This is a genomic window from Microbacterium sp. HA-8, from assembly GCF_046111165.1.
Taxonomy (GTDB): domain Bacteria; phylum Actinomycetota; class Actinomycetes; order Actinomycetales; family Microbacteriaceae; genus Microbacterium.
The window spans coordinates 2,121,020-2,146,483 of sequence record NZ_CP162025.1; the positions used below are offsets into that span (position 1 = coordinate 2,121,020).

General features: G+C 70.7%; 28 protein-coding genes. 19 read left to right on the forward strand and 9 right to left on the reverse strand.

From position 1 onward, the window contains the following. Positions 1-8: 8 nt before the first annotated feature. The 6 genes from AB2L57_RS10080 to AB2L57_RS10105 form a co-directional block, all read right to left on the reverse strand. The gene (locus AB2L57_RS10080; RefSeq protein ID WP_409047000.1) at positions 9-719 is read right to left on the reverse strand and encodes a sirohydrochlorin chelatase; all 711 of its coding nucleotides are present in this window, start codon (positions 717-719) and stop codon (positions 9-11) included. Beyond that, complete coding sequence (locus tag AB2L57_RS10085) at positions 716-1,858, reverse strand: uroporphyrinogen-III synthase (RefSeq protein WP_409048613.1); 1,143 nt, start codon at positions 1,856-1,858, stop codon at positions 716-718. The genes AB2L57_RS10080 and AB2L57_RS10085 overlap by 4 nt, the downstream gene beginning before the upstream one ends. Next, positions 1,858-3,090 (reverse strand): uroporphyrinogen-III C-methyltransferase, encoded by a 1,233-nt coding sequence (gene cobA, locus AB2L57_RS10090; RefSeq protein ID WP_409047001.1) that lies wholly within the window; start codon positions 3,088-3,090, stop codon positions 1,858-1,860. The genes AB2L57_RS10085 and cobA overlap by 1 nt, the downstream gene beginning before the upstream one ends. Next, the gene (nirD, locus tag AB2L57_RS10095; RefSeq protein WP_409047002.1) at positions 3,087-3,476 is read right to left on the reverse strand and encodes a nitrite reductase small subunit NirD; all 390 of its coding nucleotides are present in this window, start codon (positions 3,474-3,476) and stop codon (positions 3,087-3,089) included. Before nirD ends, cobA begins: the two co-directional genes overlap by 4 nt. Continuing rightward, complete coding sequence (nirB, locus tag AB2L57_RS10100) at positions 3,473-6,049, reverse strand: nitrite reductase large subunit NirB (RefSeq protein ID WP_409048614.1); 2,577 nt, start codon at positions 6,047-6,049, stop codon at positions 3,473-3,475. Before nirB ends, nirD begins: the two co-directional genes overlap by 4 nt. 223 nt (positions 6,050-6,272) lie before the next feature. Further along, positions 6,273-6,935, reverse strand: coding sequence for a GAP family protein (locus AB2L57_RS10105; protein ID WP_409047003.1), 663 nt, complete (start codon positions 6,933-6,935; stop codon positions 6,273-6,275). Positions 6,936-7,059: 124 nt separating this feature from the next. On the opposite strand from AB2L57_RS10105, the gene pyk reads away from it, so the two are divergent. Further along, positions 7,060-8,496 (forward strand): pyruvate kinase, encoded by a 1,437-nt coding sequence (gene pyk, locus AB2L57_RS10110; protein WP_409047004.1) that lies wholly within the window; start codon positions 7,060-7,062, stop codon positions 8,494-8,496. A 6-nt stretch (positions 8,497-8,502) separates the two neighbouring features. On the opposite strand, the gene map is transcribed toward pyk, so the two are convergent. Continuing rightward, positions 8,503-9,285, reverse strand: a complete 783-nt coding sequence (gene map / locus AB2L57_RS10115) for a type I methionyl aminopeptidase (protein ID WP_409047005.1) — start codon at positions 9,283-9,285, stop codon at positions 8,503-8,505. Between the two features lie 113 nt (positions 9,286-9,398). Here map and AB2L57_RS10120 point away from each other — a divergent pair, with 113 nt between their 5' ends. From AB2L57_RS10120 to AB2L57_RS10160, 9 genes are all read left to right on the forward strand, one after another. Further along, positions 9,399-9,899: an MFS transporter permease gene (locus tag AB2L57_RS10120; protein WP_409047006.1), complete on the forward strand. Its 501-nt coding sequence runs from the start codon at positions 9,399-9,401 to the stop codon at positions 9,897-9,899. Positions 9,900-10,068: 169 nt separating this feature from the next. Then, positions 10,069-10,416 carry a 50S ribosomal protein L19 gene (rplS, locus tag AB2L57_RS10125; protein ID WP_292810728.1) on the forward strand — a complete coding sequence of 116 codons (348 nt, stop codon included), beginning with the start codon at positions 10,069-10,071 and terminating at the stop codon, positions 10,414-10,416. A gap of 155 nt (positions 10,417-10,571) precedes the next feature. Further along, a complete protein-coding gene (gene lepB, locus AB2L57_RS10130; protein ID WP_409048615.1) occupies positions 10,572-11,312 on the forward strand; it encodes a signal peptidase I in 741 nt (246 codons plus the stop codon). After that, complete coding sequence (locus AB2L57_RS10135) at positions 11,309-11,965, forward strand: ribonuclease HII (RefSeq protein ID WP_409047007.1); 657 nt, start codon at positions 11,309-11,311, stop codon at positions 11,963-11,965. Before lepB ends, AB2L57_RS10135 begins: the two co-directional genes overlap by 4 nt. Positions 11,966-12,034: 69 nt before the next feature. Next, entirely contained in the window at positions 12,035-12,361 is a 327-nt protein-coding gene (locus AB2L57_RS10140; RefSeq protein WP_292810723.1) for a DUF2469 family protein, read from the forward strand. Between the two features lie 126 nt (positions 12,362-12,487). Continuing rightward, positions 12,488-12,850, forward strand: coding sequence for a YraN family protein (locus tag AB2L57_RS10145; protein WP_292810721.1), 363 nt, complete (start codon positions 12,488-12,490; stop codon positions 12,848-12,850). Next, entirely contained in the window at positions 12,847-14,373 is a 1,527-nt protein-coding gene (locus AB2L57_RS10150) for a YifB family Mg chelatase-like AAA ATPase (RefSeq protein WP_409047008.1), read from the forward strand. Before AB2L57_RS10145 ends, AB2L57_RS10150 begins: the two co-directional genes overlap by 4 nt. Continuing rightward, positions 14,370-15,632: a DNA-processing protein DprA gene (gene dprA, locus AB2L57_RS10155; RefSeq protein ID WP_409047009.1), complete on the forward strand. Its 1,263-nt coding sequence runs from the start codon at positions 14,370-14,372 to the stop codon at positions 15,630-15,632. Before AB2L57_RS10150 ends, dprA begins: the two co-directional genes overlap by 4 nt. Positions 15,633-15,684: 52 nt before the next feature. Next, a complete protein-coding gene (locus AB2L57_RS10160; protein ID WP_409047010.1) occupies positions 15,685-16,602 on the forward strand; it encodes a tyrosine recombinase XerC in 918 nt (305 codons plus the stop codon). Between the two features lie 14 nt (positions 16,603-16,616). Here AB2L57_RS10160 and AB2L57_RS10165 read toward each other — a convergent pair whose 3' ends face one another. Next, on the reverse strand, positions 16,617-17,108 hold the full coding sequence (locus tag AB2L57_RS10165; protein WP_409047011.1) for a murein hydrolase activator EnvC family protein: 492 nt from the start codon (positions 17,106-17,108) through the stop codon (positions 16,617-16,619). A 355-nt stretch (positions 17,109-17,463) separates the two neighbouring features. Here AB2L57_RS10165 and rpsB point away from each other — a divergent pair, with 355 nt between their 5' ends. The 9 genes from rpsB (at position 17,464) to AB2L57_RS10210 (ending at position 24,223) form a co-directional block, all read left to right on the forward strand. Next, a complete protein-coding gene (rpsB, locus tag AB2L57_RS10170) occupies positions 17,464-18,417 on the forward strand; it encodes a 30S ribosomal protein S2 (protein WP_409047012.1) in 954 nt (317 codons plus the stop codon). 65 nt (positions 18,418-18,482) lie between these two features. Beyond that, positions 18,483-19,310, forward strand: a complete 828-nt coding sequence (tsf, locus tag AB2L57_RS10175; protein WP_292810707.1) for a translation elongation factor Ts — start codon at positions 18,483-18,485, stop codon at positions 19,308-19,310. A gap of 97 nt (positions 19,311-19,407) precedes the next feature. After that, positions 19,408-20,124 carry a UMP kinase gene (pyrH, locus tag AB2L57_RS10180; protein WP_292810705.1) on the forward strand — a complete coding sequence of 239 codons (717 nt, stop codon included), beginning with the start codon at positions 19,408-19,410 and terminating at the stop codon, positions 20,122-20,124. Positions 20,125-20,176: 52 nt separating this feature from the next. Further along, positions 20,177-20,731, forward strand: coding sequence for a ribosome recycling factor (frr, locus tag AB2L57_RS10185; RefSeq protein ID WP_292810703.1), 555 nt, complete (start codon positions 20,177-20,179; stop codon positions 20,729-20,731). Between the two features lie 12 nt (positions 20,732-20,743). Next, a complete protein-coding gene (locus AB2L57_RS10190; RefSeq protein ID WP_292810701.1) occupies positions 20,744-21,799 on the forward strand; it encodes a phosphatidate cytidylyltransferase in 1,056 nt (351 codons plus the stop codon). After that, positions 21,796-22,371 carry a DivIVA domain-containing protein gene (locus AB2L57_RS10195; protein ID WP_292810699.1) on the forward strand — a complete coding sequence of 192 codons (576 nt, stop codon included), beginning with the start codon at positions 21,796-21,798 and terminating at the stop codon, positions 22,369-22,371. Before AB2L57_RS10190 ends, AB2L57_RS10195 begins: the two co-directional genes overlap by 4 nt. Positions 22,372-22,449: 78 nt before the next feature. Further along, positions 22,450-23,205 carry a lytic transglycosylase domain-containing protein gene (locus tag AB2L57_RS10200; RefSeq protein WP_292810697.1) on the forward strand — a complete coding sequence of 252 codons (756 nt, stop codon included), beginning with the start codon at positions 22,450-22,452 and terminating at the stop codon, positions 23,203-23,205. Positions 23,206-23,210: 5 nt separating this feature from the next. Continuing rightward, on the forward strand, positions 23,211-23,495 hold the full coding sequence (locus AB2L57_RS10205; protein ID WP_292810775.1) for a hypothetical protein: 285 nt from the start codon (positions 23,211-23,213) through the stop codon (positions 23,493-23,495). Further along, positions 23,492-24,223 (forward strand): alpha/beta hydrolase, encoded by a 732-nt coding sequence (locus tag AB2L57_RS10210; RefSeq protein ID WP_292810695.1) that lies wholly within the window; start codon positions 23,492-23,494, stop codon positions 24,221-24,223. The genes AB2L57_RS10205 and AB2L57_RS10210 overlap by 4 nt, the downstream gene beginning before the upstream one ends. Before the next feature lie 30 nt (positions 24,224-24,253). Here AB2L57_RS10210 and AB2L57_RS10215 read toward each other — a convergent pair whose 3' ends face one another. Next, complete coding sequence (locus AB2L57_RS10215; RefSeq protein ID WP_409047013.1) at positions 24,254-25,306, reverse strand: AI-2E family transporter; 1,053 nt, start codon at positions 25,304-25,306, stop codon at positions 24,254-24,256. Positions 25,307-25,464 lie beyond the last annotated feature (158 nt).

Below are 25,464 nucleotides of genomic sequence, written 5' to 3' on the forward strand. Positions count from 1 at the left end.
TCGCGGGGTCAGCCCGCGAGGGGGGCGGCCGCGTGCAGCTGTGCGGCCGCGGCCCGGAAGCGCTCCACGATGAGTGCCGCGATGCGCACGTCGGGGGCAAGCGGGGCCGTCACGAGGTCGGCCCCTGCCCGCCCGATGACATCGGCGAAGTATCCCGGTGCGAGAACGTAGCTTGCGGCGATGACGCGCTCGGCGCCCGCTTTCCGCGCGCTTTCGATCGCCGCGTCGATGCGCGGTTCGGCGCCCGCGGCGAAGCCGACGGTGATGGGCGCGAAGACGCACCGCGCGAGGCGGTCGGCCATCGCCTGCACGTCGACCGCGGCGGCGGGATCGCTCGAACCCGCTGCCGCGAGCACGATCGCGTCCCCGCCCTGCAGGTCGGCACCGGCAAGGCGTGATTCGAGCACCAGGGCCAGGAGGTCGTGCGGGCCCAGAGCGGGGGCGGCGATCGCACGGCCGGGATGTGCGGCGACGGCCCGGGCGATGTCGACGCGGGTGTGGTAGCCCGTGGACAGGAGCACGGGCACCACGACCGCCGGCCCCTCGGTGACGGCGGAAGCGACCACCTGGTCGATGGCCGGTTCCTGGACATCGACGAAGGCCTCCTCGACCCGGACGCCCGGAACGAGTGCGCGCACCTGGTCGAGCAGCGTGCTGATCGCGTGGCGACCCTCCGGTGACCGCGTGCCGTGCGAACAGGCGATGAGCGTGGGCGTCACGGCTGTGCCTCCGCCTCGATGACGTTGAGGCGGTAGCCCCGCTTGACGACGGTCTTGATGAGGTCGGGGGACGCGAGCGCTTCTCGGACGCGTGCGACGGCCATCTCCACGGCGTGGGTGTTCTCGCCCGAGCGCGGCAGCGCGCCCTGCAGGTTCGCGCGTGACACGACGCCCCCCGCCGCCGCGAACAGCGCGGCGAGCACATCGACTCCCGTGCGGGAGAGCGGGATGTGCCGACCATCGAGCATCGCTCCGGAGCTGCGCAGCTCGAGTCGCCCGGCGATGGTGTCGAGCCCGGCGACGTGTCCACCGCCGAAGTGCGTGACGACGGCCCGGACCAGGGATCCGAGCCGGCCGCGCTCGGCGACGAGGGGCGCCACGCCGGCATCGACCAGCGGTCCTGCCGTGATCGGCCCGACCGCGGCCATCAGTACCCGGCCCGCGGCCCACACGTCGCGGATGTCATCGAGGACACCCTCGCGCCGCGCCGCACTGATCCATTCCTCGGCGCCGGGGGCGGAGGTGAAGAGCACGGCGTCGATCTCACCCGCGCCGGTGGCGATCACCGAGCGACGCACCGCCTCCGGGTCGGGCGGCGGACCCCAGCGGTACACGGTCAAGCTGACGACATCCGCGCCGTGCCCCTCGAAGAGCTCGTCGAGTCCGTCGGCGCCGGACCCGTGATGCTGCACGGCGACACGGCGACTCTCGACGCCCTCGGCGAGCAGGAACTCGCCGAGCTCGGCAGAGGTCTCGGACTCGGCGACCCAATCCGCGGTGAGACCGGCCTGCTGGATCGCGCCCCGCGCCTTGGGTCCTCGGGCCACGATCTGCGCGCCCTCGAGCGCGCGGTGCAGATCATCGATCAGACCCGCCTCGTCAGCGGCCTCCATCCAGCCTCGGAATCCGACGCCCGTCGTGGCCACCACGATCTCGGGCGGCGCGTCGATCAGCTCCCGGGTGCGGGCGATCAGCGCCTCGTCGTCGATGTGCGGCACGATCGTCAGCGCCGGCGCGTGGCGCACCTGGGCGCCGTGACGCTCGAGCGCGGCGGCGAGCTCGCCCGAACGCCGGTCGACGGCGATGACGATCGTGCAGCCCTCGAGGGCCGCCGACAGGGCGGGGCGGGGCGGGGAGATCACCGGGTCGCGCCCTCCGCCCATGCCCTGTCGGGCATCAGCAGATCCGCGCGAGCCACCTCGCCGACGACGATCACGGCGGGATTGTGCACCCCGGCCGCTTTCGCATCGGCGATCGCGCTCGCGAGTGTCGTGCGCGTGGTCCGCTGGTGGGGGGTGTGGCCGTTCTCGACGATGGCGACCGGGCGATCGGCAGGCACGCCCGCAGTCTGGGCGGCGTGGACGAGGCGGGGGAGGGCTGCCACTCCCATCAGCACCACGGTCGTGACCGTCTCGTCCGCGAGGGCGGCGAGGGTGCTGGCGCTGACCTCGGCCTGTCCGTTGACGATGTGCACGGATGCGGCGGTGCCGCGGTGGGTGATGGGGATGCCGGCCGCCTGCGGCACGGACACGACGCTCGTCAGCCCGGGCACGACCTCGACGGGGATGCCGGCGGCCAGGCACGCGGCGACCTCTTCGCCGCCGCGGCCGTAGACGAACGGGTCGCCGCCCTTGAGACGCACGACGCGCTTGCCCGCGCGGGCGTGCGCCACCAGCAGCGCATTGATCTCATGCTGTGGCACCGGGTGGTGATTCGGGCGCTTGCCGACGTCGATCACCTCGACATCTGCATCGAGTTCGGCCAGGACGTCGGTGGGTCCCAGTCGGTCGGCGACGACGACGTCCGCCTCGGCGAGCAGGCGACGGCCGCGTACGGTCATCAGGTCGGTCGGGCCCGGCCCGCCGCCCACAAGATCGACACGACCGGCGGCACCCGCGCGCCGCCGCCGAAGCGGCAGTCGCCCCTCCCTCAGCAGGGCCCCGATCGTGTCGCGCAGGCGGGCGGCGCGGCGCGGGTCGACACCCGTGTCGGACACGACGCCGACGACGACATCGCCCGAGCGCGCCTCCGCCGCCAGGCGCGCCGTGCCGTGCGCGCCGTCCGAGGCGTTCACACACAGAATGCGGCGCTGCTCGCAGGCCTCGGCGATGCGCGCGTCGACGCGGGGGTCACCCGTCGCGGTGTGGACGAGCCACGCACCCTCGACGTCGTCGGCGCGGACAGTGCGCGGCATCCACTCCAGAGCGCGCGCGTCGACCAGTTCGCGCACCTCGGCGCTGAGCTGCGGCGCCACGATCCGGACCCGGGCGCCGTCCTCGAGCAGGCGTCGCAGCCGGCGCGCGGTGACCGCGCCCCCGCCGATCATGAGCACGTCGCGGCCGGCGAGCGAGATGCCGAGCATCGTGGTCATGTCAGCTCCTCGGATCGGACGTAGACGTCGCCGCCCTGCACCGCGACGGGCCAGACGGTGAGGGTGCGGGGCTCCTTGCCCTGCGTGTCGAGGCAGGAACCCGTGCGCAGATCGAACACCTGCTTGTACATCGGCGAGGCGACGGTGGGGGCGTCCTGCCTCGTCCCGACGATACCTCGGGAGATGACATGGGCCCCGCTGTAGGGGTCATAGTTCGACACAGCGTGCACACGGCCATCGTGCGTGAGGAAGAGGGCGATCTGCGCGCCGCCCAGGAGCGCGGCACGCCCGCGCTCGGGTTCGAGGTCTGCGAGCGGGCAGACGCGCACCCATGGCGAGGGCGGCTTCGCGACAGCGGAAACCGTCTTCGTATCGGCGATGGTCATCGGCGCACCTCCAGAGTGGTTCCGGCGATCAGGACCCGTGCGTCTTCGCGTTCGGCGGCGGACGCCGGGCGGGGCTGACCTCGCTCGGCCGTGTAGGCGAGCGACGGATCGGGGGTCGTCGGCGCGTTCACGAAGGAGGCGAAGCGGCGCAACTTCTGGGGATCCTCGAGGGTCGCTTTCCACTCGTCCTCGTAGTTCGCGACGTGGGTGGCCATGGCGGCGTCGAGGTCGGCGCAGATCCCCAGACTGTCATCGAAGATCACGGCGCGCAGTTCGTCGATGCCGCCCTCCAGATCCTCGAACCACGGTGCCGTGCGCTGCAGGCGGTCGGCGGTGAAGATGTAGTACATCAGGAAACGGTCGATGGCCCTCAGTAGCGCATCGTCGTCGAGGCCCTCGGCCAGCAGCACGGCGTGGCGGGGCGTGAAGCCACCGTTGCCCCCGACGTACATGTTCCAGCCCGCCTCGGTCGCGATGACCCCGACGTCCTTGCCCCGCGCCTCGGCGCACTCGCGTGCGCATCCCGAGACGCCGAGCTTGATCTTGTGCGGCGAGCGCAGACCGCGATAGCGCAGCTCGAGCTGCACGGCCATGCCGACCGAGTCCTGCACGCCGTAACGACACCAGGTCGAGCCCACACACGACTTCACCGTGCGCAGGGACTTGCCGTAGGCGTGCCCGGATTCGAAGCCGGCGTCGACGAGACGCTTCCAGATGTCGGGCAGCTGCTCGAGCCGCGCACCGAACATGTCGATGCGCTGTCCGCCCGTGATCTTCGTGTAGAGCCCGAAGTCCTTGGCCACCTGCCCGATCACGAGCAGACCCTCGGGCGTGATCTCGCCTCCCGCGATGCGCGGCACGACGGAGTAGCTGCCGTCCTTCTGGAGGTTCGCCATCACGTGGTCGTTGGTGTCCTGCAGGGTCGCATTCTCGCCCTCGAGCACATGCCCGCCGACGAGGGTGGAGAGGATGCTGGCGAGCGCGGGCTTGCAGATGTCGCAACCGCGTCCTGTGCCGAAGCGCTCGATGACGGCGCTGAAGGTGCGAAGACCCGACACCCGTACCGCGTCGAAGAGCTGGCGGCGCGAGAGATCGAAGTGCTCGCACAGCGCGCTGCTGAGGCTCGCACCGGATTTCGCCAGCTCCGTGCCGACGAGCTTCTTGATCATCGTGACGCAGGAGCCGCACGCAGCCCCCGCCTTCGTGCAGGACTTCACCGCGGCGACGTCGGTGCAGCCCGCCTCGTGCACGGCGTGCCGGATGGTGCCGGCCGTCACCGAGTTGCACGAGCAGACCAGTGCGGTGTCGGGCAGGTCGCCGCCGGGCGCGGCGACGCCCCCTTCCGGCATGAGGTATGCCGCGGGATCGCCCCCGAGCGCCCCGCCCACGAGGGGACGCAGCGACCCGTACGCGGAGGCGTCGCCGACGAGGATTCCGCCGAGCAGAGTCTTGGCGTCGTCCGAGAGGACGAGCTTCTTGTACACGCCCGCGACCGGGTCGGCGTACACGACGTCCAGCGCACCGGGTGTGGTGGCGAACGCGTCGCCGAAGCTGGCCACGTCGACGCCGCTGAGCTTGAGCTTGGTGGAGAGGTCGTAGCCGGGGAAGGAGGCTTCCCCGCCGCGCAGGCGCGTCGCGGCGACCTCGGCCATCGCGTAGCCCGGGGCGACGAGGCCCACGCACAGGCCGTCGAAGTTCGCCACCTCGCCGATCGCGAGGATGCGGTCATCGCTCGTGCGGCATTCGGCGTCGATGAGCACGCCGCCGCGCTCGTGCACGGCCAGCCCCGCGGAACGGGCGAGCTCGTCGCGGGGGCGCACTCCGACGGTGAAGACGACGACGTCCGTGCGCTCCCACGTGCCGTCGCGGAACTCCAGCCCCCTCACGCGGCCCTCGCGATCCGGATCCAGGCGTGTGGTGATCGCGCCGGTCTTGACCCGGATGCCGCGCCCCTCGATCAGCCGGGAGAGCGCTGCGCCCGCGGGCTGGTCGAGCTGGGCGGACATCAGCCGGTCGGAGGACTGCACGACCGTGCTCTCGACCTCCAGGCTCTGCAGGGCCCCCGCGGCCTCGAGGCCCAGCAGGCCACCGCCGATCACCGTGCCGGTGAGGGGGCGACCCAGCTGCGCCCTGCGCGCTTCGACGAATCCGCGCAGCGCCTCGACGTCGTCGAGCGTGCGATAGACGAAGCATCCCTCCAGCCCGAAGCCGTCCACCGCGAGGCGCGCCGCGTACGATCCCGTCGCCAGGACGAGTCGGTCGTAGCCGATCCGCTCGCCGGCCGCCGTCGTGACGGCCTGGGCATCTCGGTCGATCGCCGTCACCGCCGTGCCACGGACGAACCGCACACGCTCATCGTCGAGGACCGCGCGGTCGAGGGTGAGGTCGTCGGCGTCGGCGCCGGCGAAGTAGCCGGTCAGCCCGACGCGGTCGTATGGATGCCGGGACTCCTCGCCGATGACGGTGACACGCCAGCGGGCGTCGCCGCCGGAGAGCAGGCTCTCGACGAAACGGTGGGCCACCATGCCCGCCCCCACCACGACGATGTGCGGCGTGGAGTCCGGGTGGAGCATGCGGCCACCGTATCCGGGTGATGTTGCCGCGGCATTCGTGCCGTGTTTCGATCCGTCGACATCGGGCGTCGACCGGCCGGCCGGGGTGCGGTCTGCGTTCGAGGTCATGCCAGAGAGGCTAGGAACACGGTGTTTCCGGCGACCCGTTCGTTCCGTTACCCGGAGCGAACGTTTCCCTCACGTGCGCCGGGAGCGCATTGTGAGAATGTCCGCGGGAGGGGCCTCAGAGAGCGCGGATGCCGTCGGAGACGAGCACGACGCCGAAGACGATCAGCAGCAGCGCCATGATGACCGCGTTGTGGCGGGTGAGGAAGCGCCGCACCTCGGTCAGCGTGCGTGCGGAGGACGCGGGCGCGAGCAGGGTCCAGACGACGAGACCGCCCACCCCGAGCGTCGCCACGATCGCATAACCCGCCAGCAGAGCCCATACCGCGCCCGCTTCCGAGGAGCCCGTGCCGATGGTGAGACCGGCGGCCAGGCCCAGGAGCGCGTTCTTCGGGTTGGCGCCGGAGAGCAGCAGCCCGAGCACCGCGGCGCGCGGGGGTGTCGCGGTCTCCAGCCCCGACATCCACCCGGGAAGGGCGCCGTCGCCGGTGCGCGCGGAGCGGATCTTCCGCACGGCGAGGGCGAGCAGCACGAGGCCGAACACGATCTTGGCCCACGCCACGATCGGACGCGTCGTCGTGGAGTCCGCCGCCGAGAGCACACCGGCCGCCGCGACACCGACGGCGACCACGGCCAGGGTTCCGCCGAACCAGGCCACGGCGAACCACGCGCCGGACGCCCGTCGGCCGGACATCAGCAGCAGGACGGCCGCGATGAGGGGGATGGGGCTCAGGCCTGCCGCGAGCGCGAGGGGCAGGATCTCGCCGATCACGGCGTTCATATCGCGATCCTGGCATGCGGCCGCGCCGCCGCGCGCCGCATTTCGTTACACCCTGTTCATGTCGAAGGTCTCCCCAGGCGACAGAATCGACTCATCCCGAGCGTCGGGGGTCGAAAGGACACGCATGCGCCGCGCGAAGATCGTCGCCACTCTCGGACCCGCGTCCTCCTCGTACGAGACCGTGGAGGCGCTCGTGCGCGCAGGCATGGATGTCGCGCGCCTGAACCTCAGCCACGGCACTCACGCCGTCCACGAGAGCGTCTACGCGCACGTGCGGCGCGCAAGCGATTCCACGGGACGTGCGGTCGGCGTGCTCGTCGATCTGCAGGGCCCCAAGATCCGGCTCGGGCGTTTCGCCGACGGTCCCCATCTTCTCGCCGCGGGCGACCGCTTCACGATCACGACGGAGGACGTGGTGGGCACGAGGGAGATCGCGGGCACGACGTTCTCGGAGCTGGCCCGCGACGTCGCGGCCGGCGACACGATCCTCATCGACGACGGCAAGGTGCGTCTGCGCGCGCTCGAGAGCGACGGCGTGCGGGTCGTCACCGAGGTCGTCGTCGGGGGAGCGGTGTCGAACAACAAGGGCATCAACCTGCCGGGGGTGGCCGTCAAGGTCCCCGCCCTCAGCGCGAAGGACGAGGAGGACCTGCGATGGGCTCTCGCCCTCGGCGCGGATCTGATCGCCCTGTCGTTCGTGCGCTCGCCGAAGGACGTCATCCCCGTGCACCGGATCATGGCGGAGGAGGGCCGCCGCGTTCCCGTGATCGCGAAGATCGAGAAGCCCGAGGCCGTCGCGGCGCTGCACGAGATCGTCGACGCGTTCGACGGGGTCATGGTCGCGCGCGGCGACCTGGGCGTCGAACTGCCGCTCGAGCAGGTGCCGATCGTGCAGAAGCGCGCCGTGCAGGATGCACGGCGATGGGCGAAGCCGGTGATCGTGGCGACGCAGATGCTCGAGTCGATGATCGAGAACCCCGTGCCCACACGCGCCGAGACCTCGGATGTGGCCAACGCCGTGCTCGACGGCGCCGACGCGGTCATGCTCTCGGGAGAGACCGGCGTGGGTGCGCACCCCGTGACGGTCGTCGAGACGATGGCGCGGATCATCGCCTCCACCGAGGAGCACGGGCTCGAACGTGTGCCTCCGCTCGGCACCAAGCCCCGCACACAAGGCGGGGCGATGACGCTCGCGGCCGCCGAGATCGCCGACTTCGTCGGCGCGCGCTATGTCTGCGTGTTCAGCCAGTCGGGGGATTCTGCCCGACGCATGGCTCGGCTGCGGCATCCGGTCCCGATCCTCGCCTTCACCGATCTGGCGGGCACCCGCTCGCGGCTCGCCCTGAGCTGGGGCGTCGAGACGTTCCTCGTGCCGCGCGCGGCCAATACGGACGAGCTGATGCGCATCATCGACGATGTGCTGATCGGCGGCGGAAGGGCGGCCGAGGGCGACACCGTCATCATGACCGCCGGGGCGCCCCCGGGCATCGCGGGATCGACGAACAACGTGCGGGTGCACCGCATCGGCGACGGCCGGGCGCTGCCGGCCGTCGCGGGATGAGCGGGCTCAGGCGACGCCGAGCCAGGCACGATCGGTCAGGACGAGAGGGCCCTCCTCGGTGATGGCGATCGTGTGCTCGGAGTGAGCTCCGCGCGAACCGTCGGCGCTGCGCAGCGTCCACCCGTCGGCGTCGGTGATGAGACGGTCGGTGCTCGCGAGGAACCACGGCTCGAGCGCCAGCACCAGCCCCGCCCGAAGCGGATAGCCGCGGCCGGCCTTGCCGTCGTTGGGCACGTGCGGGTCGCCGTGCATCTCGCGTCCCACCCCGTGGCCGCCGAAGTCGGTGTTGATCGAATACCCTGCCCCGCGCGCGATCTCCGCGACGGCGGCCGAGATGTCGCCGATGCGGTTGCCGGCGACGGCGGCGCCGATCGCGGCATCCAGCGCCTTCTCGGTGGTCTCGATCAGGCGCAGGTCCTCGTCGCGCGGGGTTCCGACGACGAAGGACACGGCCGAGTCCGCGACCCAGCCATCGATCGAGACGGCGAAATCGAGCGAGACGAGATCTCCGTCGCGCAGCGTGTAGTCGAAGGGCAGCCCGTGCAGCACCGCGTCGTTGACCGAGGTGCAGAGGACCTTGCCGAACGGGCTCGCCCCGAAGGAGGGGTGGTAGTCGATGTAACAGGATGTCGCACCGGCCTTGCGGATGAGCTCATGCGCGCGGCGATCTATGTCGAGCAGATTGGTGCCCACGCGCGTCTCGTCGCGCAGCGTCGCCAACGTCTCGGCGACGAATCGGCCCGCCGGTCGCATCTGCTCGATCTCGGCCGTGGTGCGCAGTTCGATCATTCTGTTCCTTTCGCCCGCTCCATTGTGTCCGATCGCGGCGGGCGCCCCTGGGAGGTCGCCGGGCAACGCGGGCGCCGGGTCCGGCGCGGACCGACCCGGCGTAGGCTCGCACCATGTGGTTGCGCCGGGCTTTCTTCGGGTGGCTGATCCCCGCCGCCTTCCTGCTTCCCCTCTGGCTGCTGGTCGGGTGGGGCGTCTTCCAGGCCGGTGCCTGGGTGTTCCTGTGGGTGCTCTTCATCGCCGTCCCCTCCGTGCTGATCGGTCAGCTGGTCCTGGCGATGCTGGTGCGCGCCCGTCCCACCGTCCGGGCGGAGCGGGCCGTGTCCTGGGCCGATGTCGCAGGCTTCACCCTGTGGCACGGCCTGACGATCGCCGTGGGCTTCTACGACGGTGCGTGGTTCGTGCCCGTGCTCGTCGGTGCGATCCTCACGGGGCTCGCCCTGTTCTGGCTGAGCCTGTGGCAGCTGTGGAACGAGGCCCGGGCCGGCGGCTCCAAGCTCATGCTCCGCTATGCCACGGTGGGCGATGCCCAGGCGTCTGCGCCCCAGACCGCGGCACCCGATGTGTTCATCGTCACGGAGCAGGCCGACCGGCCCGGGGGCGCCGCCCGCTGAGGCGCTGCGCGGTTTGTCCGGCTCCGGCATCCATGGCAGAATGGTCCCTTGTGCCGTCACCGGCTCTGCCTCAGGGGAGCCCGCGGATCGTCAGATCCCGCAGAGCACAACGAATTCTCACCCACCTTCATCCGCGGTCGACCTGTGGCGGCCGCAGAGAGAGACGATCATGCAGATCCTCGACGCCGTCGACGCGGCCTCGCTCCGTTCCGACATCCCCGACTTCGCCCCCGGCGACACCGTCAAGGTGCACGTCAACATCACCGAGGGCAACCGCTCCCGCATCCAGGTGTTCCAGGGCTTCGTGCTCGGCCGCTCGGGCGACGGCGTGCGCGAGACCTTCACGGTGCGCAAGATCAGCTTCCAGGTGGGCGTCGAGCGCACCTTCCCCGTGCACAGCCCGATCATCGACCACATCGAGGTCGTCACCCGCGGCGACGTGCGCCGCGCGAAGCTGTACTACATGCGTGCGCTGCGCGGCAAGAAGGCCAAGATCAAGGAGAAGCGCGACCGCTGATCGCGCTCTTGGCGAAGACCCCGTGGCACCGGATGCCCGGGGTCTTCGCTTTCTGCCCGGGTGGCACCGGGTCCGCCCCGGTCGCGATGTGCGACGCTTGGAGAGCGGCGCATGCGCATCCGGAGCCGTGAAGGATCGAGACCGTGAGCACCGCCGTGACTGAGACCCAAGACCCGCCGCCGACCCGCAGCAGGCGCCGAAGCGCGCTCGCGCTCGCGCGCGATGTGGTGATCATCGTGCTCATCGCGGTCCTGGTGTCGTTCCTTGTCAAGACGTTCCTCGTCCGCTCGTTCTACATCCCCTCGGGTTCGATGGAGAACACGCTGCTCATCAACGACCGCATCCTCGTCGATGAGATCACCCCACGCTTCGGCGGCTACGAGCGCGGCGACGTCGTCGTGTTCCGCGACCCGGGCGGCTGGCTCGCCCCCACGCCGCAGCCGGACCGGCCGCCGGTGCTCGAGGCGTGGGAGTGGGCGCTCTCGCTCGTGGGGCTTGCCGCACCCGATAGCGACGACCATCTCATCAAGCGCATCGTGGGCCTGCCGGGCGATCACGTCGTCTGCTGCAACGCCCTCGGGCAGATCACCGTCAACGGGGCGCCGATCGACGAATCCTCCTATCTGGTGATGCCCGTCGGCGAGACCGCGGCGTCCGCCGACGCCTTCGACGTCGTCGTACCGGAGGACAGCCTGTGGGTGCTGGGCGACAACCGCTATCGGTCGAAGGACTCCCGTTACAACCAGGACCAACCGGGTCGAGGCTTCGTGCCGATCGACAACGTCGTCGGCCGGGCGTTCCTGATCACCTACCCGTTCGATCGGCTCGGCGGCATCGACTTCCACCACGACGTCTTCGCCGGCGTCCCCGAGGCGGCGGAGGCCGACGCCCCATGAGCGTCACCGAGCCGCGTCTGACCCTGGAGCGCCGTCTGCTCCGGGAGGTGCCGCTCGTGATCGCCTGCGACGAGGTCGGCCGCGGCGCCCTCGCCGGCCCCGTCGCCGTCGGTGCGACGGTGATCGACGCTCCGAGAGCGCGCAGACGTGTCCCGGCGGGCTTGCGCGATTCCAAGCTCGTGCCCGAGGCCCGACGTCCGGATGTCGCTCTTCGGGCGGGCTCGTGGGTTCTCGCCAGCGGGGTCGGGTGGGCGAGCGCCGCGGAGATCGACGACGTCGGCATCATGCGCGCGCTGGGCTTGGCGGCCGTGCGGGCACTCGCCGACCTCGAGGCACACGGAATCGAGATCGGCGAAGCGATCGTGCTCCTCGACGGCAACCACGACTACATCACCGCCGCCGGGGCGACGGGGCTGAGGGTGCGTCCGGTCGTCAAGGCCGACCGTGACTGCGCCAGCGCGGCGGCCGCCTCGGTGATCGCCAAGGTCGCCCGGGACACGCTCATGATCGGCCTGCACGATGATGCGCCGGAGTACGGATGGGCCCGCAACAAGGGGTATGCGAGCCTCGATCACCGCACCGCCATCCGCGAACACGGCCTGAGCCCGCATCATCGGGCCTCCTGGGCCATCGAGCCGGCGACGCTGTTCTGAGCCCGCCGAGTGCTGGTCGCCCGCCGAGTGGGCGGTCGCCGTCGCGTCCCTCACTACACTGGAGGAACCATGGATGACGATGTCTTCGAGGACTACGACCGCGAGCTGGAGCTGGCTCTCTTCCGCGAATATCGCGACGTCGTCTCGCAGTTCCAGTACGTGATCGAGACCGAGCGCCGCTTCTACCTCGCCAACGAGGTCAATGTCGTGCGCCGCGACACCGAGCACGACTTCTACTTCGAGATCACGATGTCCGACGTCTGGGTCTGGGACATCTATCGCGCTGACCGCTTCGTGAAGGCGGTACGCGTGCTGACGTTCAAGGACGTCAACATCGAGGAGCTCTCGCGCCGCGACTTCGAGTTGCCGCAGGAGCTCTCGCTCGACGGCGAATAGCCCCTCCTCCCCAGGAGGCACCGTGCCGGGCTCGTCCCCGGATCCGCGCCCTCCGCCCCGCCTCCGTCGCCGCGGACGTGAGGCTGATCCCGTCGCGCCTGCACCGGGCGCGGGGGAGAGGACGACGTGGCGGAGAAGGACGAGCGCGGGCGCGCCGGCGAGGATCGGGCGGTCGGGCATCTCGAGCGGGCCGGCTTCTGCATCCTCGAACGCAACTGGCGGTGCCCTCAGGGAGAGATCGACATCATCGCGGAGCGCGCCGACGCGCTGGCCTTCGTCGAGGTCAAGACCCGCTCAGGTCTCGGCTACGGCCATCCGTTCGAGGCGATCACCCGCCGGAAGCTCCTGCGGATGCATCGTCTGGCAGTGGCGTGGGTCATCGCTCACCCCGACGCGGCGTGGGGGCGCAGCATCCGCCTCGACGCGATCGCCATCACGGGCCGCGACCTCGCGACCGCGTCGATAGAACACCTTCAGGGCCTGCGGTGAACGTCGCGCGGACCTGGGGTGTCGCCCTCACGGGGCTCGAGGGCTCGATCGTCGAGATCGAAGCCGATCTGTCGAATCAGCTGCCGGAGCTACGCCTGATCGGGCTGCCGGACAAGGCGCTCGGCGAGGCACAGCTGCGGGTGCGGAACGCGACCGCCAACAGCGGGATGCCGCTGCCGAACCGTCGGCTGACGGTAAATCTCTCGCCGGCGAGCCTGCCCAAGCAGGGCTCGGGGTTCGACGTCGCGATCGCGATCGCCTCGCTGGCGACCGCGGGCGGCTTCGACCTCGCGTCGCTCGCGCGCACGGTGCACCTCGGCGAGCTGGGACTGGACGGGCGCCTGCGCCCCGTTCCCGGCGTGCTGCCCGCGGTCCTCGCCGCGGCACGCGCCGGTATGACACGGGTCGTGGTGCCGCACGCGAACGGCGACGAGGCGCGGCTCGTCGCCGGGATCACGGTGCTGTCGGCCGCCACTCTGGGCGATGTCGCGCGCTGGCACGGGTGCGATGCGCCTCGCATCGATCTGCCCCCTGTGCCCTCGGGCGTGATCGCCGCGCGTCCCGACTCGCCCCCGGAGCTTGCCGACGTGATCGGCCAGCGCGAGGCCGTCGATGCACTCATCGCCGCGGCGGCGGGCGGCCATCACGTGCTGATGTCCGGCCCGCCCGGCGCGGGCAAGACGATGCTGGCCCAGCGGCTGCCCGGCATCCTCCCGCCCCTCGACGAGGCGGCGGCTCTCGAGGTGGCGGCGGTGCGCTCGCTCGCGGGCGAGGTGGTCGTGGCGCTGGATCGCACGCCTCCCCTCGAGGCTCCGCATCACAGCGCCTCGATGGTCGCTCTCGTGGGTGGCGGTTCGAAGATCGTGCGCCCCGGGGCGATCGCGCGCGCGACGGGCGGCGTCCTCTTTCTGGACGAGGCGGGCGAGTTCGCCGGCAACGTGCTCGACGCGCTGCGGCAGCCGCTGGAGACGGGCAGCATCACCATCCACCGCGCCGGCGTCCAGGCGACGTTTCCCGCGCGGTTCCAGCTCGTGGCCGCGACGAACCCCTGTCCGTGCGGCAACCACGGGGTGCGCGGGGGCGAGTGCACCTGCCCTCCGCAGGCGATCCGCCGCTACCTCGGGCGGCTGTCGGGCCCGCTGCGCGACCGCATCGACATCGAGCTGCACGTCGAGAGGGTCGGCGCGATCGCGGCGGCGGCCACGACGGCATCCGTCACGACCGCTCAGGCGCGTCGGCGTGTGCGCGACGCGCGAGAGCGTGCCGAACATCGACTTCGTGAGACGCCCTGGAGCGTGAACGCCCACGTCTCGGGTACCTGGCTGCGACAGGGCCCTTGTGCGGTGCCGTCTGCCGTGCGCCGCCCTCTCGATACGGCGCTGCAGCGCGGGGCGTTGACGTTGCGAGGCTACGACCGCATCCTGCGGGTCGCGTGGACGCTCGCCGATCTCGGCGGACGGGCCGCGCCCGACGGCCAGGACATCGGCCGCGCGCTGTACATGAAGAAGGGGACGGCAGCATGAGCGTGACAGACCTGGATTCCTGGCTCGATTCGGGTGCCGACGTCTTGCGGCGGCGCCTGGGGCCGCTGCGAGGGACCGACGACGATGACGAGCGGGTCGCGGACGCGGCCGCCCGCGCGATCTGGAGCGTGCTGACAGAGCCCGGCGACGGTGTTGCCGGCACTCTCATCGCCGCCCACGGCGCGACCGAAGCGCTGCGGACACTTCGACGCATGACGCCGACGTCCGCCATGGACCCGCACCTCAGCAAGGGGATGGCGCGGTGGGTGCCGCGGATGACGGAGGAGGCGATCGAGGCGGCGGTGCGCGTCGCACGACGAACGGGAATGAGGATCGTCGTTCCGGGCGATGAGGACTGGCCGGCCGGACTGGACGACCTCGGATCGCACGCGCCGCACGCGCTCTGGGTTCGGGGCCCCGGCCTCCGCGAGCTCAACGGCGCGGCCGGAGTCTCCGTCATCGGGGCGCGAGCGGCGACCGCCTACGGTGAGCGGGTTGCGGTCGACATCTGCGCAGAACTCGCTGCACGCGGACTCATCGTGGTCTCGGGAGCCGCGTACGGCATCGACGGTGCCGCGCACAGGGCCGCCCTCCACGCCCGCGGCACGACGATCGGTGTGCTCGCGGGCGGTGCCGACCGCGCGTACCCCACGGGTCACTCGCAGTTGTTGACGAGTGTCATCGAGCGCGGTGCGGTCATCGCCGAGGTGGCACCCGGAACCGCGCCGTCGAAGTGGCGGTTTCTCCAGCGCAACCGGCTGATCGCGGCGATCTCGCAGGCGACGATCGTCGTCGAGGCGGGCTTCCGCAGCGGATCCCTGAACACGGCCGGACATGCCGCGACACTCGGTCGTCCCCTGGGAGCGGTGCCCGGCCCCGTGAGTTCCGCGGCCTCCGCGGGATGTCATCGGCTGCTGCGCGAATACGATGCCATCTGCATCCGACACGCAGACGATGTGCTCGAGCTCCTCGGGCGGCCCACGCGCGATCCCGAGCACGATGCGCGCACCGGCGGGGACGCGACCACGGCGCTGCACCCCGCTCGTGCGGGGCGCGCGACCGACGACGGCACGCGGGTACTCGATGCACTGAGCACCCGCGCCACACGCTCGACGCACGATCTGGCGCGCCGAGCCGGCCTCGATGCGGGTGATGTCGAGCCTCTTCTTGGCATACTCGCGCTCGAGGGGCTGGCGGTGCCGGCCGACGGAGGATGGCGCCGCGCCGGCGGCCGGTCCGCCGAGTCCATGCGCGGGTGATCGTGCGGCGTGCCGCGAGGCGCCGGCCCGGTACGGCGCGCATGCTGGAGACATGCAGTGGGACGCCGCCATCGATGCGTACGCCGCACACCTGACCGACGTACGCCGGCTCGCCCCGGCGACGGTGCGCGCGTACCGGGGCGATCTTCGAGATCTCGCACGGATGGCGGAGCGGGTCGGGGCGCTCGGACCCGCCGATGCCGACCTCGAGGTGCTGCGGGAGTGGTTGTGGCGTGCCACGCAACGCGGCGACGCGCGCTCGACCCTCGCGCGACGCACCGCATCGGCACGCGCCTTCTTCGGGTGGGCTCAGGAGTGCGGCCTGATCGGGACGGATCCGACACCGCGTCTGGTCGCGCCGCGCCGTGCGCGTACGCTGCCCGCTGTCGCGACCGCCGATGGCCTGCGCGCGGCACTCGATGATCTGAAGGCAGAGGCTGCCGGCGCCGATCCGATCACGCTGCGCGATCACGCGATGCTCGAGATGCTGTACGGATCGGCCATCCGCGTCTCGGAACTGACGGGGCTCGACATCGACGACCTCGATCGGCCTCGTCGCACGACGCTGGTGCGGGGCAAAGGATCCAAGGAACGGATGGTCCCCTTCGGTGTTCCTGCCGAGGAGGCGGTGAACGCCTATCTGTCCGAATCCCGTCCGGCTCTCCTCGCTCGCGGCGGCGGAGGTTCGGTCGGGGGTGCCCTCTTCCTGGGCGCCCGCGGGGCACGGATCACCCCACGCGCCGTGTACACCGTCGTCGCCGCGAGGATCGCGCCCGTGCTGGGAGTCGCGACCGTCGGCCCCCATGCCCTCCGTCACTCCGCCGCGACGCATCTTCTGGACGGGGGAGCGGATCTGCGCAGCGTGCAGGAGATGCTGGGGCACGCGAGCCTGGGCACGACCCAGATCTACACACACGTCTCGACCGAACGCCTCACGGCCGCCTACCGACTCGCCCACCCACGGGCCTGAGCGTGCGCCTCGGATCACCCGAGCGGCAGCAGTACGGCCCGCGGAATGCCGCCGAGCAGGAGGAGCGGATCGACGTACGCGCCGTGTACGCGGGCCCCCAGATGCAGCGCCCCCGGTTCGGAGTGGCCCCCGGCATCCACGTCTCCGATGACATCCCCTCGCCGCACGGGTGCGCCCGCCGTCACGGCCCACGCGACGGGTTCGAGCGTCGAGACGAGTCCGTCGCCGTGATCGATCGTCACGACGCCGCGGTCGACGACGCGACCCGCGAAGGCGACGAGCCCGTCGGCGGGCGCACGCACGGCGGTACCGTGCAGCGGTCGGATGTCGATTCCCCGATGGCCGGGGGCGTACTCGTGCGCGGGAGCCGCGTAGGCGGAAACAACACGAAACGGCGCGGCGAGGGGCCACGACCACCGCGGCGCCGCGGACGATGCCTCGGATCGCTCAGCGCCCGCGGCAGGGGGCGCGGCGGAGTGCGCGATCAGGAGCACGGAAGTCAACACGAAAGCGGCGAGGCTCGCACGAGCCGACGAAGACAGCATATGGACATCGTCCGACCCCGCGCGTCGCGTCCGAGCGCGTCGGGGACGCGCGGGGGATTCGACTCCGCGCGTCCGGTCGGGGGAGGGATCGGCGGTCGGGGTCCGGCTGATACACTGATGGAGCACCCCGGTTTCGGGGTGACTTCGCGTGCCCAGAGCGGCTTGCACGATCTCCGGATCTCGCAGCCGCGGCATCCACTCCCACCGGTCCCGTCTCGATAGAGGCGGGCGGGCGTGCGCCGGGCACCAGGATCGCCCTCCGCAGGAGCGGCGCAGAACCGCAAACGGCGCATCGCGCCAGACAAGGAGAACGGCCATGGCCGTCGTCACCATTCGCCAGCTGCTCGACTCGGGCGTGCACTTCGGACACCAGACGCGTCGTTGGAACCCGAAGGTCAAGCGCTTCATCCTCACCGAGCGCAGCGGCATCCACATCATCGACCTCCAGCAGTCGCTGTCGTACATCGACAAGGCGTACGAGTTCGTCAAGGAGACCGTCGCCCACGGCGGCACCATCCTCTTCGTGGGTACGAAGAAGCAGGCACAGGGAGTCATCGCCGAGCAGGCGACCCGCGTCGGCCAGCCCTACGTCAACCAGCGCTGGCTCGGCGGTCTCCTCACCAACTTCCAGACGGTGAGCAAGCGCCTCGCCCGCATGAAGGAGCTCGAGGAGCTCGACTACGACAACCCGGCGGACAGCGGCTTCACCAAGAAGGAACTGCTGATCAAGAAGCGCGAGCTCGACAAGCTGCACAAGTCGCTCGGCGGTATCCGCAACCTCACCAAGACGCCCTCGGCGATCTGGGTCGTCGACGCCAAGCGCGAGCACCTCGCCGTCGACGAGGCCAAGAAGCTGGGCATTCCGGTGATCGGCATCCTCGACACCAACGCCGACCCCGACGAGTTCCAGTTCCCGATCCCCGGCAACGACGACGCGATCCGTTCGGTGAGCCTGCTCACCCGCATCGTGGCCGACGCCGCGGCGGAGGGTCTCATTCAGCGTCACCAGCCCGCCGGCGAGTCCGAGCCCGCCGAGCCGCTGGCTGAGTGGGAGCGCGAGCTGCTGCAGCAGGCCGAAGTCACCACCGACGCCGCGGAGGTCGCCAGCGAGGCCACCGAGACGCCCGCCGACGACGCCGGTGCCGAGGCGCACGACGAGGCCATCGCGGCCGAGGCCACCGAAGAGCCCGCGGCCGAGGCGCCTGTCGCCGACGAAGCCCCGGCCGACGAGGCTCCTGCGGCCGACGAGCCTGCCGCCGAGGCCAAGTAGCACCTCGCCGGCAGGAGCCGGCGTCCGAGTCCACACCAGAACCACCAGAAGGAGAGCCACGACCCATGGCAAACTTCACGATCGCCGACATCAAGGCGCTGCGCGAGCAGCTCGGGACCGGCATGGTCGACACCAAGAAGGCGCTCGAAGAGGCTGACGGTGACGTCGAGAAGGCCGTCGAGATCCTGCGTCTGAAGGGCGCGAAGGGCAACGCCAAGCGCGCCGACCGCTCCACCAGCGAGGGGCTCGTCGTCGCCCGCGAGGTCGACGGAAGGGTGACGCTCGTCGAGCTCGCCTGTGAGACCGACTTCGTCGCCAAGAACGACCGCTTCATCGCGCTTGCAGACAAGGTCGCCGACGCAGCGGCCGCAGCGGGAGCGGACTCGGCCGAGGCGGCGCTCGAGGCGGCGGCCGGTGCCGGTACCGTCGCACAGCTCATCTCGGACGAGGCGGCCATCATCGGCGAGAAGGTCGAGCTGCGTCGCGTGCGTACGCTCTCGGGCGACTCGTTCGAGATCTACCTGCACAAGACGAGCAAGGATCTGCCTCCGCAGATCGGCGTGGTCGTGGCGTACACCGGTTCGGACGCGGAGACGGCGCGCAGCATCGCCCAGCACATCTCCTTCGCCAACCCGAGCTACCTCGACCGCACCCAGGTGCCCGAGGCCGATGTCGAGAAGGAGCGCGAGATCGTCACCGAGATCTCGCGCAACGAGGGCAAGCCCGAGGCGGCTCTGCCCAAGATCGTCGAGGGCCGCGTGAACGCGTTCTTCAAGCAGGTCGCCCTGCTCGATCAGGACTATGCCAAGGACAACAAGCTGTCCGTGGCGAAGGTCGCCCAGGACGCGGGTATCGAGGTCACCGACTTCGCCCGCTTCAAGGTCGGCGCTTAGTCGTTGAAAAGGCCCGCATCGCATCACGCGGTGCGGGCCTTTTTTCTGCCCGCGGGGGCCTTCAGTACATTGGGACAGGACGAGAGGAACACACGTGATGGATGAGGCGACCGGGCGACGGCGGGTTCTGCTGAAACTCTCCGGAGAGGCGTTCGGAGCGGGTGCCCTGGGGGTCAACCCCGATGTTGTGAGTCAGATGGCGCGGGAGATCGCCGCCGCAGTGGACCGCGTCGAGATCGCGGTCGTCGTCGGCGGAGGCAACTTCTTCCGCGGGGCGGAACTGAGCCAGCGCGGCATGGACCGCGGGCGCGCCGATTACATGGGCATGCTCGGCACCGTCATGAACGCGCTCGCCCTGCAGGACTTCCTCGAGCAGGCCGGTGCCGCGACGCGGGTGCAGTCCGCCATCTCGATGACGCAGGTCGCCGAGCCCTACATCCCGCGTCGCGCGGAACGGCACATGGAGAAGGGACGTGTCGTGATCTTCGGCGCGGGTGCCGGTCTGCCCTACTTCTCGACCGACACGGTCGCCGCCCAGCGCGCGCTCGAGATCAAGGCCAGTGAGGTCCTCGTCGCCAAGAACGGTGTCGACGGCGTCTACACGGCCGACCCGCGCCGCGATGCCACCGCGACCCGACTCGACCGCTTGACGTACGCGGACGCCCTGCAGCGTGGCCTCAAAGTGGTCGATTCGACCGCCTTCAGCCTGTGCATGGACAACAGCATGGACATGCGCGTGTTCGGCATGGAGCCCGCGGGGAATGTGACCCGGGCGCTGCTGGGCGAGGCGATCGGCACGCTGGTCACGGCGTGAGCGGCCGCCCGCCGATAGACTTGACAGACGCTCTACGACCGAAGGAGACACCGTGATCGCGGACGTCCTGGCGGATGCCGCCACCCGTATGGATCGAGCGGTCGAGGCCGCGAAAGACGACTTCGCCACCGTACGGACCGGCCGCGCAAACCCGCAGCTGTTCCAGAAGATCCTGGTGGACTACTACGGATCGCCGACGCCGCTCGCGCAGCTGGCCTCGTTGGCCAACCCCGAGGCACGCACTCTCGTAGTCACCCCCTACGACAAGACGGCGCTCAAGGCCATCGAGCAGGCGATCCGCGACACCCCGAACCTCGGGGCCAATCCCACGAACGACGGCAACCTCGTGCGCGTGACCCTGCCCGAGCTGACCGAGGAGCGGCGCAAGGAGTTCGTCAAGCTCGTGCGCGGCAAGGGTGAAGACGCGAAGGTGCACGTCCGCGGCATCCGCCGCAAGGCCAAAGACGACCTCGACGCGCTCAAGAGCGAGATCGGCGAAGACGAGATCGCCCGCGGGGAGAAGGAGCTCGACGCCCTGACCCGTGCCCACGTCGACCAGATCGACGACGCACTCAAGCGCAAGGAGACGGAACTGCTCGAGGTCTGAGCCGCACCCACCATGAGCGACCCCGCCGGCGACCAGCCACGCTCGCCCGAACCGGTCACCCCCGAAGAGGGTGTCGGTTCGGCAGAGCGCACTCGGTCGTCCCGTCGCGCGGAGGCCGCGCCGGAGTCCGCAGCCTTCCAGGCGCATGTGCGCGCCGCTCGCGCCGAATTCGAGAATCAGGTCGCTCACGCGCGGGGTCAGTTCGATGAGGCGAACGAGCGCCTCAAAGAGCGCACGGGTCGAGATCTCATCGTCGCCATCGTCATAGGTCTTGCGATCGGCGCAGTCGTCGTCGCTTCGCTCATCTTCGTCAAAGCGGTCTTCGCGGTCTTCGCCCTCGCGGTCGCGGTCCTCGGCACGTTCGAACTGAGCCGTGCACTGCAGGTGTCGGGGCGTCGGATCGACCTCGTGCCGCAGCTCGCCTTCGTGCCGGTGCTCGTGGCGGCGGGGTTCTTCCTCGATCTCTGGGCGCTCTGGGTGCTGGTCTTCGTCGACGTCGCCGTCGTCGTCGTCTGGCGCCTTCTCGGGCAGATGAGCGCCCGCGACGGACGGCTCTACGGCGACGTGCTCGCCGATGTCCTCATCGGCGCCTTCGTCCAGCTCTACGTCCCGTTCCTCGCGGGCCTTGCGATGGTTCTGCTGCGCCAGGAGGGCGGCGAGTGGTGGGTGCTGGCCTTCCTCATCGTCGCGGTCGCCTCCGATACCGGTGCCTACGCGACAGGGCTCGCGATCGGTCGCACGCCCATGGCGCCGCGCATCAGCCCCAAGAAGACCTGGGAGGGATTCGGCGGCGCATTCGCCGCCGCCCTCATCGCGGGCGTCCTCCTCGCCTGGCTCATGCTCGGGCTGCCGTGGTGGACCGGGCTGATCCTCGGCGCCGTGATCCTCGGCACCGCCACCGCCGGCGACCTGGGCGAATCGATGCTCAAGCGCGACCTCGGCATCAAAGACATGAGTTCGTGGCTGCCTGGGCACGGGGGCGTGCTCGACCGCCTGGACTCGATCCTGCCCTCCGCCCCCGCAGCCCTCGCCCTGTTCCTCCTCCTCTCGCCGCTCGGAGCGGCATGAGCGCGGCCGATACCCAGGACGCCACGCCGGCGTTTCCGATTGCGCCGCGCCGCGAGCGCGGGTACGAGCGCGCGGCGGTCGACGAGTTCCTCGAGCGCGCCCGGGCTCGTTTCGAAGACGAGGCGAGCGAGGGGTCTCCGCTTGATGCCGCATCCGTGCGCAGAGCGGCGTTCCCCCTCGTCCGCGGTGGCTACAGCATCCCGGCGGTGGATGCTGCGCTGACACGCATCGAAGACGCGTTCGCGACGCGCGAGCGCGAGCGGGCCATGGGCGCCAAAGGTGCGCGCGCGTGGGTGGCCCGGGCGCGCAGCGACGCGCAGGTGATCCTCGACCGTCTCTCGCGACCCCGGGGCACTCGCTTCACGCGTGTCGGATGGCTCGGATTCGGCTACCGCGTCGACGAGGTCGACATCGTGGCGGACCGCCTCGTCGGCTACTTCCAGGAGGGCCGGCCGGTCAGCGTCGAGCAGGTGCGCGGGGTGGCGTTCCGCATGCAGCGCCGGGGCTATCAAGAGAATCAGGTCGACGCGGTTCTGGATGCCGTCATCGACGTCATGCTTGCTGTTCGCTGACGGGCGCCGTCGATGCCGGGGCGACGCGCCCGCGCATGCGTGGCGACCGCGCCGGAGCGCCGCTAAACTCGACTCATTGTGACCCTGGGCTCCGAGATCACCCCCGTCCCGACGCGTGCTGCGGCCCGTATCGAGACGTCGACGCCCGCATCGACCCCGCGACGGACGACGTCCGCCGCTCCGGTGCGCTGGTCCCGTCGTCGCCCGGTGTTGGGGGTGTTCGCGGCGATCGCCGCCGCGTGCTTCCTGGGCGCGTACATCGTCGAACCCACGGGCGCGGCCCTCGCCGAGGCCGACGCCGCGGCGCAGGAGTCGACCACGACGCTGTTCGCGGTCGCGCAGGATGACGCGCAGTCGATCGTCGTGACGGCGGCCGGAGAGAGCGACGAGCCCGCTCTCGGGCGCGCAAGCTACGAGGTGTACGTCAAGCCCAAGCCCACCCCGCCTCCGGCTCCGGTGGCGACCTCGAGCTCTTCGGGATCGGGCTCGTCGTCCGCCACGGGCTGGGCGCCGCCTGCGGTCACTCCCGACCCGGGGTCCGCGCAGGCGATCGCGTACGACATGGTCGCCGCGCGTGGGTGGGGCGAATCCGAGTTCAGCTGCCTCGTGGCTCTCTGGCACAAGGAGTCCGGCTGGCGGGTCAATGCGCTCAACCGATCCAGCGGCGCCTACGGCATCCCGCAGTCTCTTCCGGGCAACAAGATGGCCTCGGCGGGCGCGGACTGGGAGACCAACCCCGCGACCCAGATCGCGTGGGGCCTCGGCTACATCGGCGGGCGCTACGGCACCCCCTGCGGCGCGTGGGGACACTCGCAGGCGCGCGGCTGGTACTGACGGCGATGCCGCGCTCGAACAGGCGGCGCCCCGAGCCGGAGGGCGACGATCGCCTCGAACGGTTGATCGCGGGGTGGAAACGCTCCGAGACCCGCCGTGGCGGCGAGTGGACGGTTCAGCCCATCTCGGCGGCGCAGGCCGCCAAGGAGTACAGCTGTCCGGGGTGCGGTCGCACGATCCCACCGGGCACGGCGCACCTGGTCGTCTGGCGGGCCGACGGGGTGATGGGCCCCGCGGCGGACCTCGCTGCGCGGCGACACTGGCACACGCACTGTTGGAGGATCGCATGAGCATCGAGATCCGGGGCCCGCTCGAACTGCCGGCCCGTCGCGGGGACATCGAACTGCGCACCATCGACGGTCTTCGTCTCGTCGGCGAGCTGGCCTCTCCCGAGCACGGCGCACCCGTCGCGACCCTCGTCACCCTGCATCCGCTGCCGACCGCCGGTGGGTTCATGGATTCGCACGTCCTGCGCAAGGCCGCCGCCCGCCTTCCCGCGCTCGCCGACCTCGCGGTGCTGCGCTTCAACACGCGCGGAACGTCGTCTCCGCGGGGCACGAGCGAAGGCTCTTTCGACGGCGGTCACGATGAAGCCTTCGATGTCGCTGCGGCGCTGGATTTCGTGCGAGAGCGCGGGCTGCCCGCGCCGTGGCTGGTCGGGTGGTCGTTCGGCACCGAGCTGGCGCTGAAGTACGGTCGCGACCACGACATCGCGGGCGCGATCCTGCTCTCGCCGCCCCTGCATCGCACCACCGACGAAGAGGTCGCCGCCTGGGCGGGCGATCCCCGTCCGCTCATCGCGCTCATCCCGGAGTTCGACGACTATCTGCGCCCGGATGCCGCGCGCGAACGCTTCGCGTCGGTCCCGGACGCGCTCATCGTGCCGGTCGAGGGTGGCAAGCACTTGTGGGTCGGTGAGACGCAGACGCGGCGTGTGCTGACCGAGATCGTCGCCGCCGTGAACCCCGCGGCCCTCCCGCTGCCCACGATGTGGTCGGGTCCGCTGCCCCGCAGCTGACCCGGCCGGCGCGCCGGGCCGGGCATCCCGTCAGCGCTCGTTCTGGCGCGGGATGATCACCTGCCGATAGATGATCAGGATGCTGGCCGCCACCGGGATCGCGACGAGCGCGCCGAGCAGACCCAGCAGCGACCCGCCGGCGAGTGCCGCGATGACGACGACGGCACCCGGCACGGCGACAGCACGGCTCATGATGCGCGGAGCGAGGATGTAGGCCTCGAGCTGCATGTAGATGAGGTAGTAGATCGCCGCGATGAGGGCGGTGGTGGGGGAACCGAGCCCGGGGATGAGGCAGGTCAGGACGATGATCGTCGACCCGGTGAGGGTTCCCACGAGCGGGATGATCGAGAAGAACAGCGCGATCACCGCGAGCACGGCGGTGAACGGCGCGCCGATGATCGAGAGGAAGATGAAGCTGAGCACGCCGTTGAGAAGGCCCAGGCTCAGCTGCCCCATGACGAAGTACCCGACGGAGTCGGTGATCTGCTCGGCGATGTCGATGAAGCGGGCGCGCTTGCTGGCGGGAACGAGCTGATAGACGGCGGCCTTGAGGTTCGGGGTCGACGCCGTGAAGTAGATCGTCAGGATCAGGACGATGAAGGCTCCGGCCAGCCCCGCGACCACCGTCGCCCCGACCACGATGACGCTCTCGCCGATCGCGGCGAAGTCCAGCGTGTCGAACCAGTCGGTCACGTACGCGAAGACCGCGTCGACGTCGAGGTTGGGGAAGACGCCCATCAGCCATTCCCGGAAGTCCTCGATGAAGGTGCCGCCCTCCACGATCTCGGCGATCGCCTCGATCAGCTGCCCGATCTGCGCGGCGATGATGGGCACGATCATGAGGATGATGCCGGCGAAGGCAGCGAGGATCACCAGCACGGTGATGAGGACCGCGAGCCATCTCTTCATGCGCCGTCGCTCGAGGAACGAGATGGCGGGCTCGAGGCCCAGCGAGAGGAACAGTGCGGTACCGATGTAGAGCAGGATCGTCGAGAGCGTCTCGACGCTCGAGATGAGGACGATGCCCAGGCCCACGCCGAGCGTCGCGACGAAGGCGACGCGGAAGGGGTTCTGGATCTTCATGGGCTCTCCTGCCGCCGCTCGAGCCGACGCGAGCGGTGTCGTCAGAATACGGCTCCGCGATCGCGAAGCCGCGCGCCACTCGCTCGGGGCTGACATTCAGGTCGTCTTCGGTAGGCTGGAACGTCCGATTCCGCGCCCTACGGGTGGCGCGTCGATGA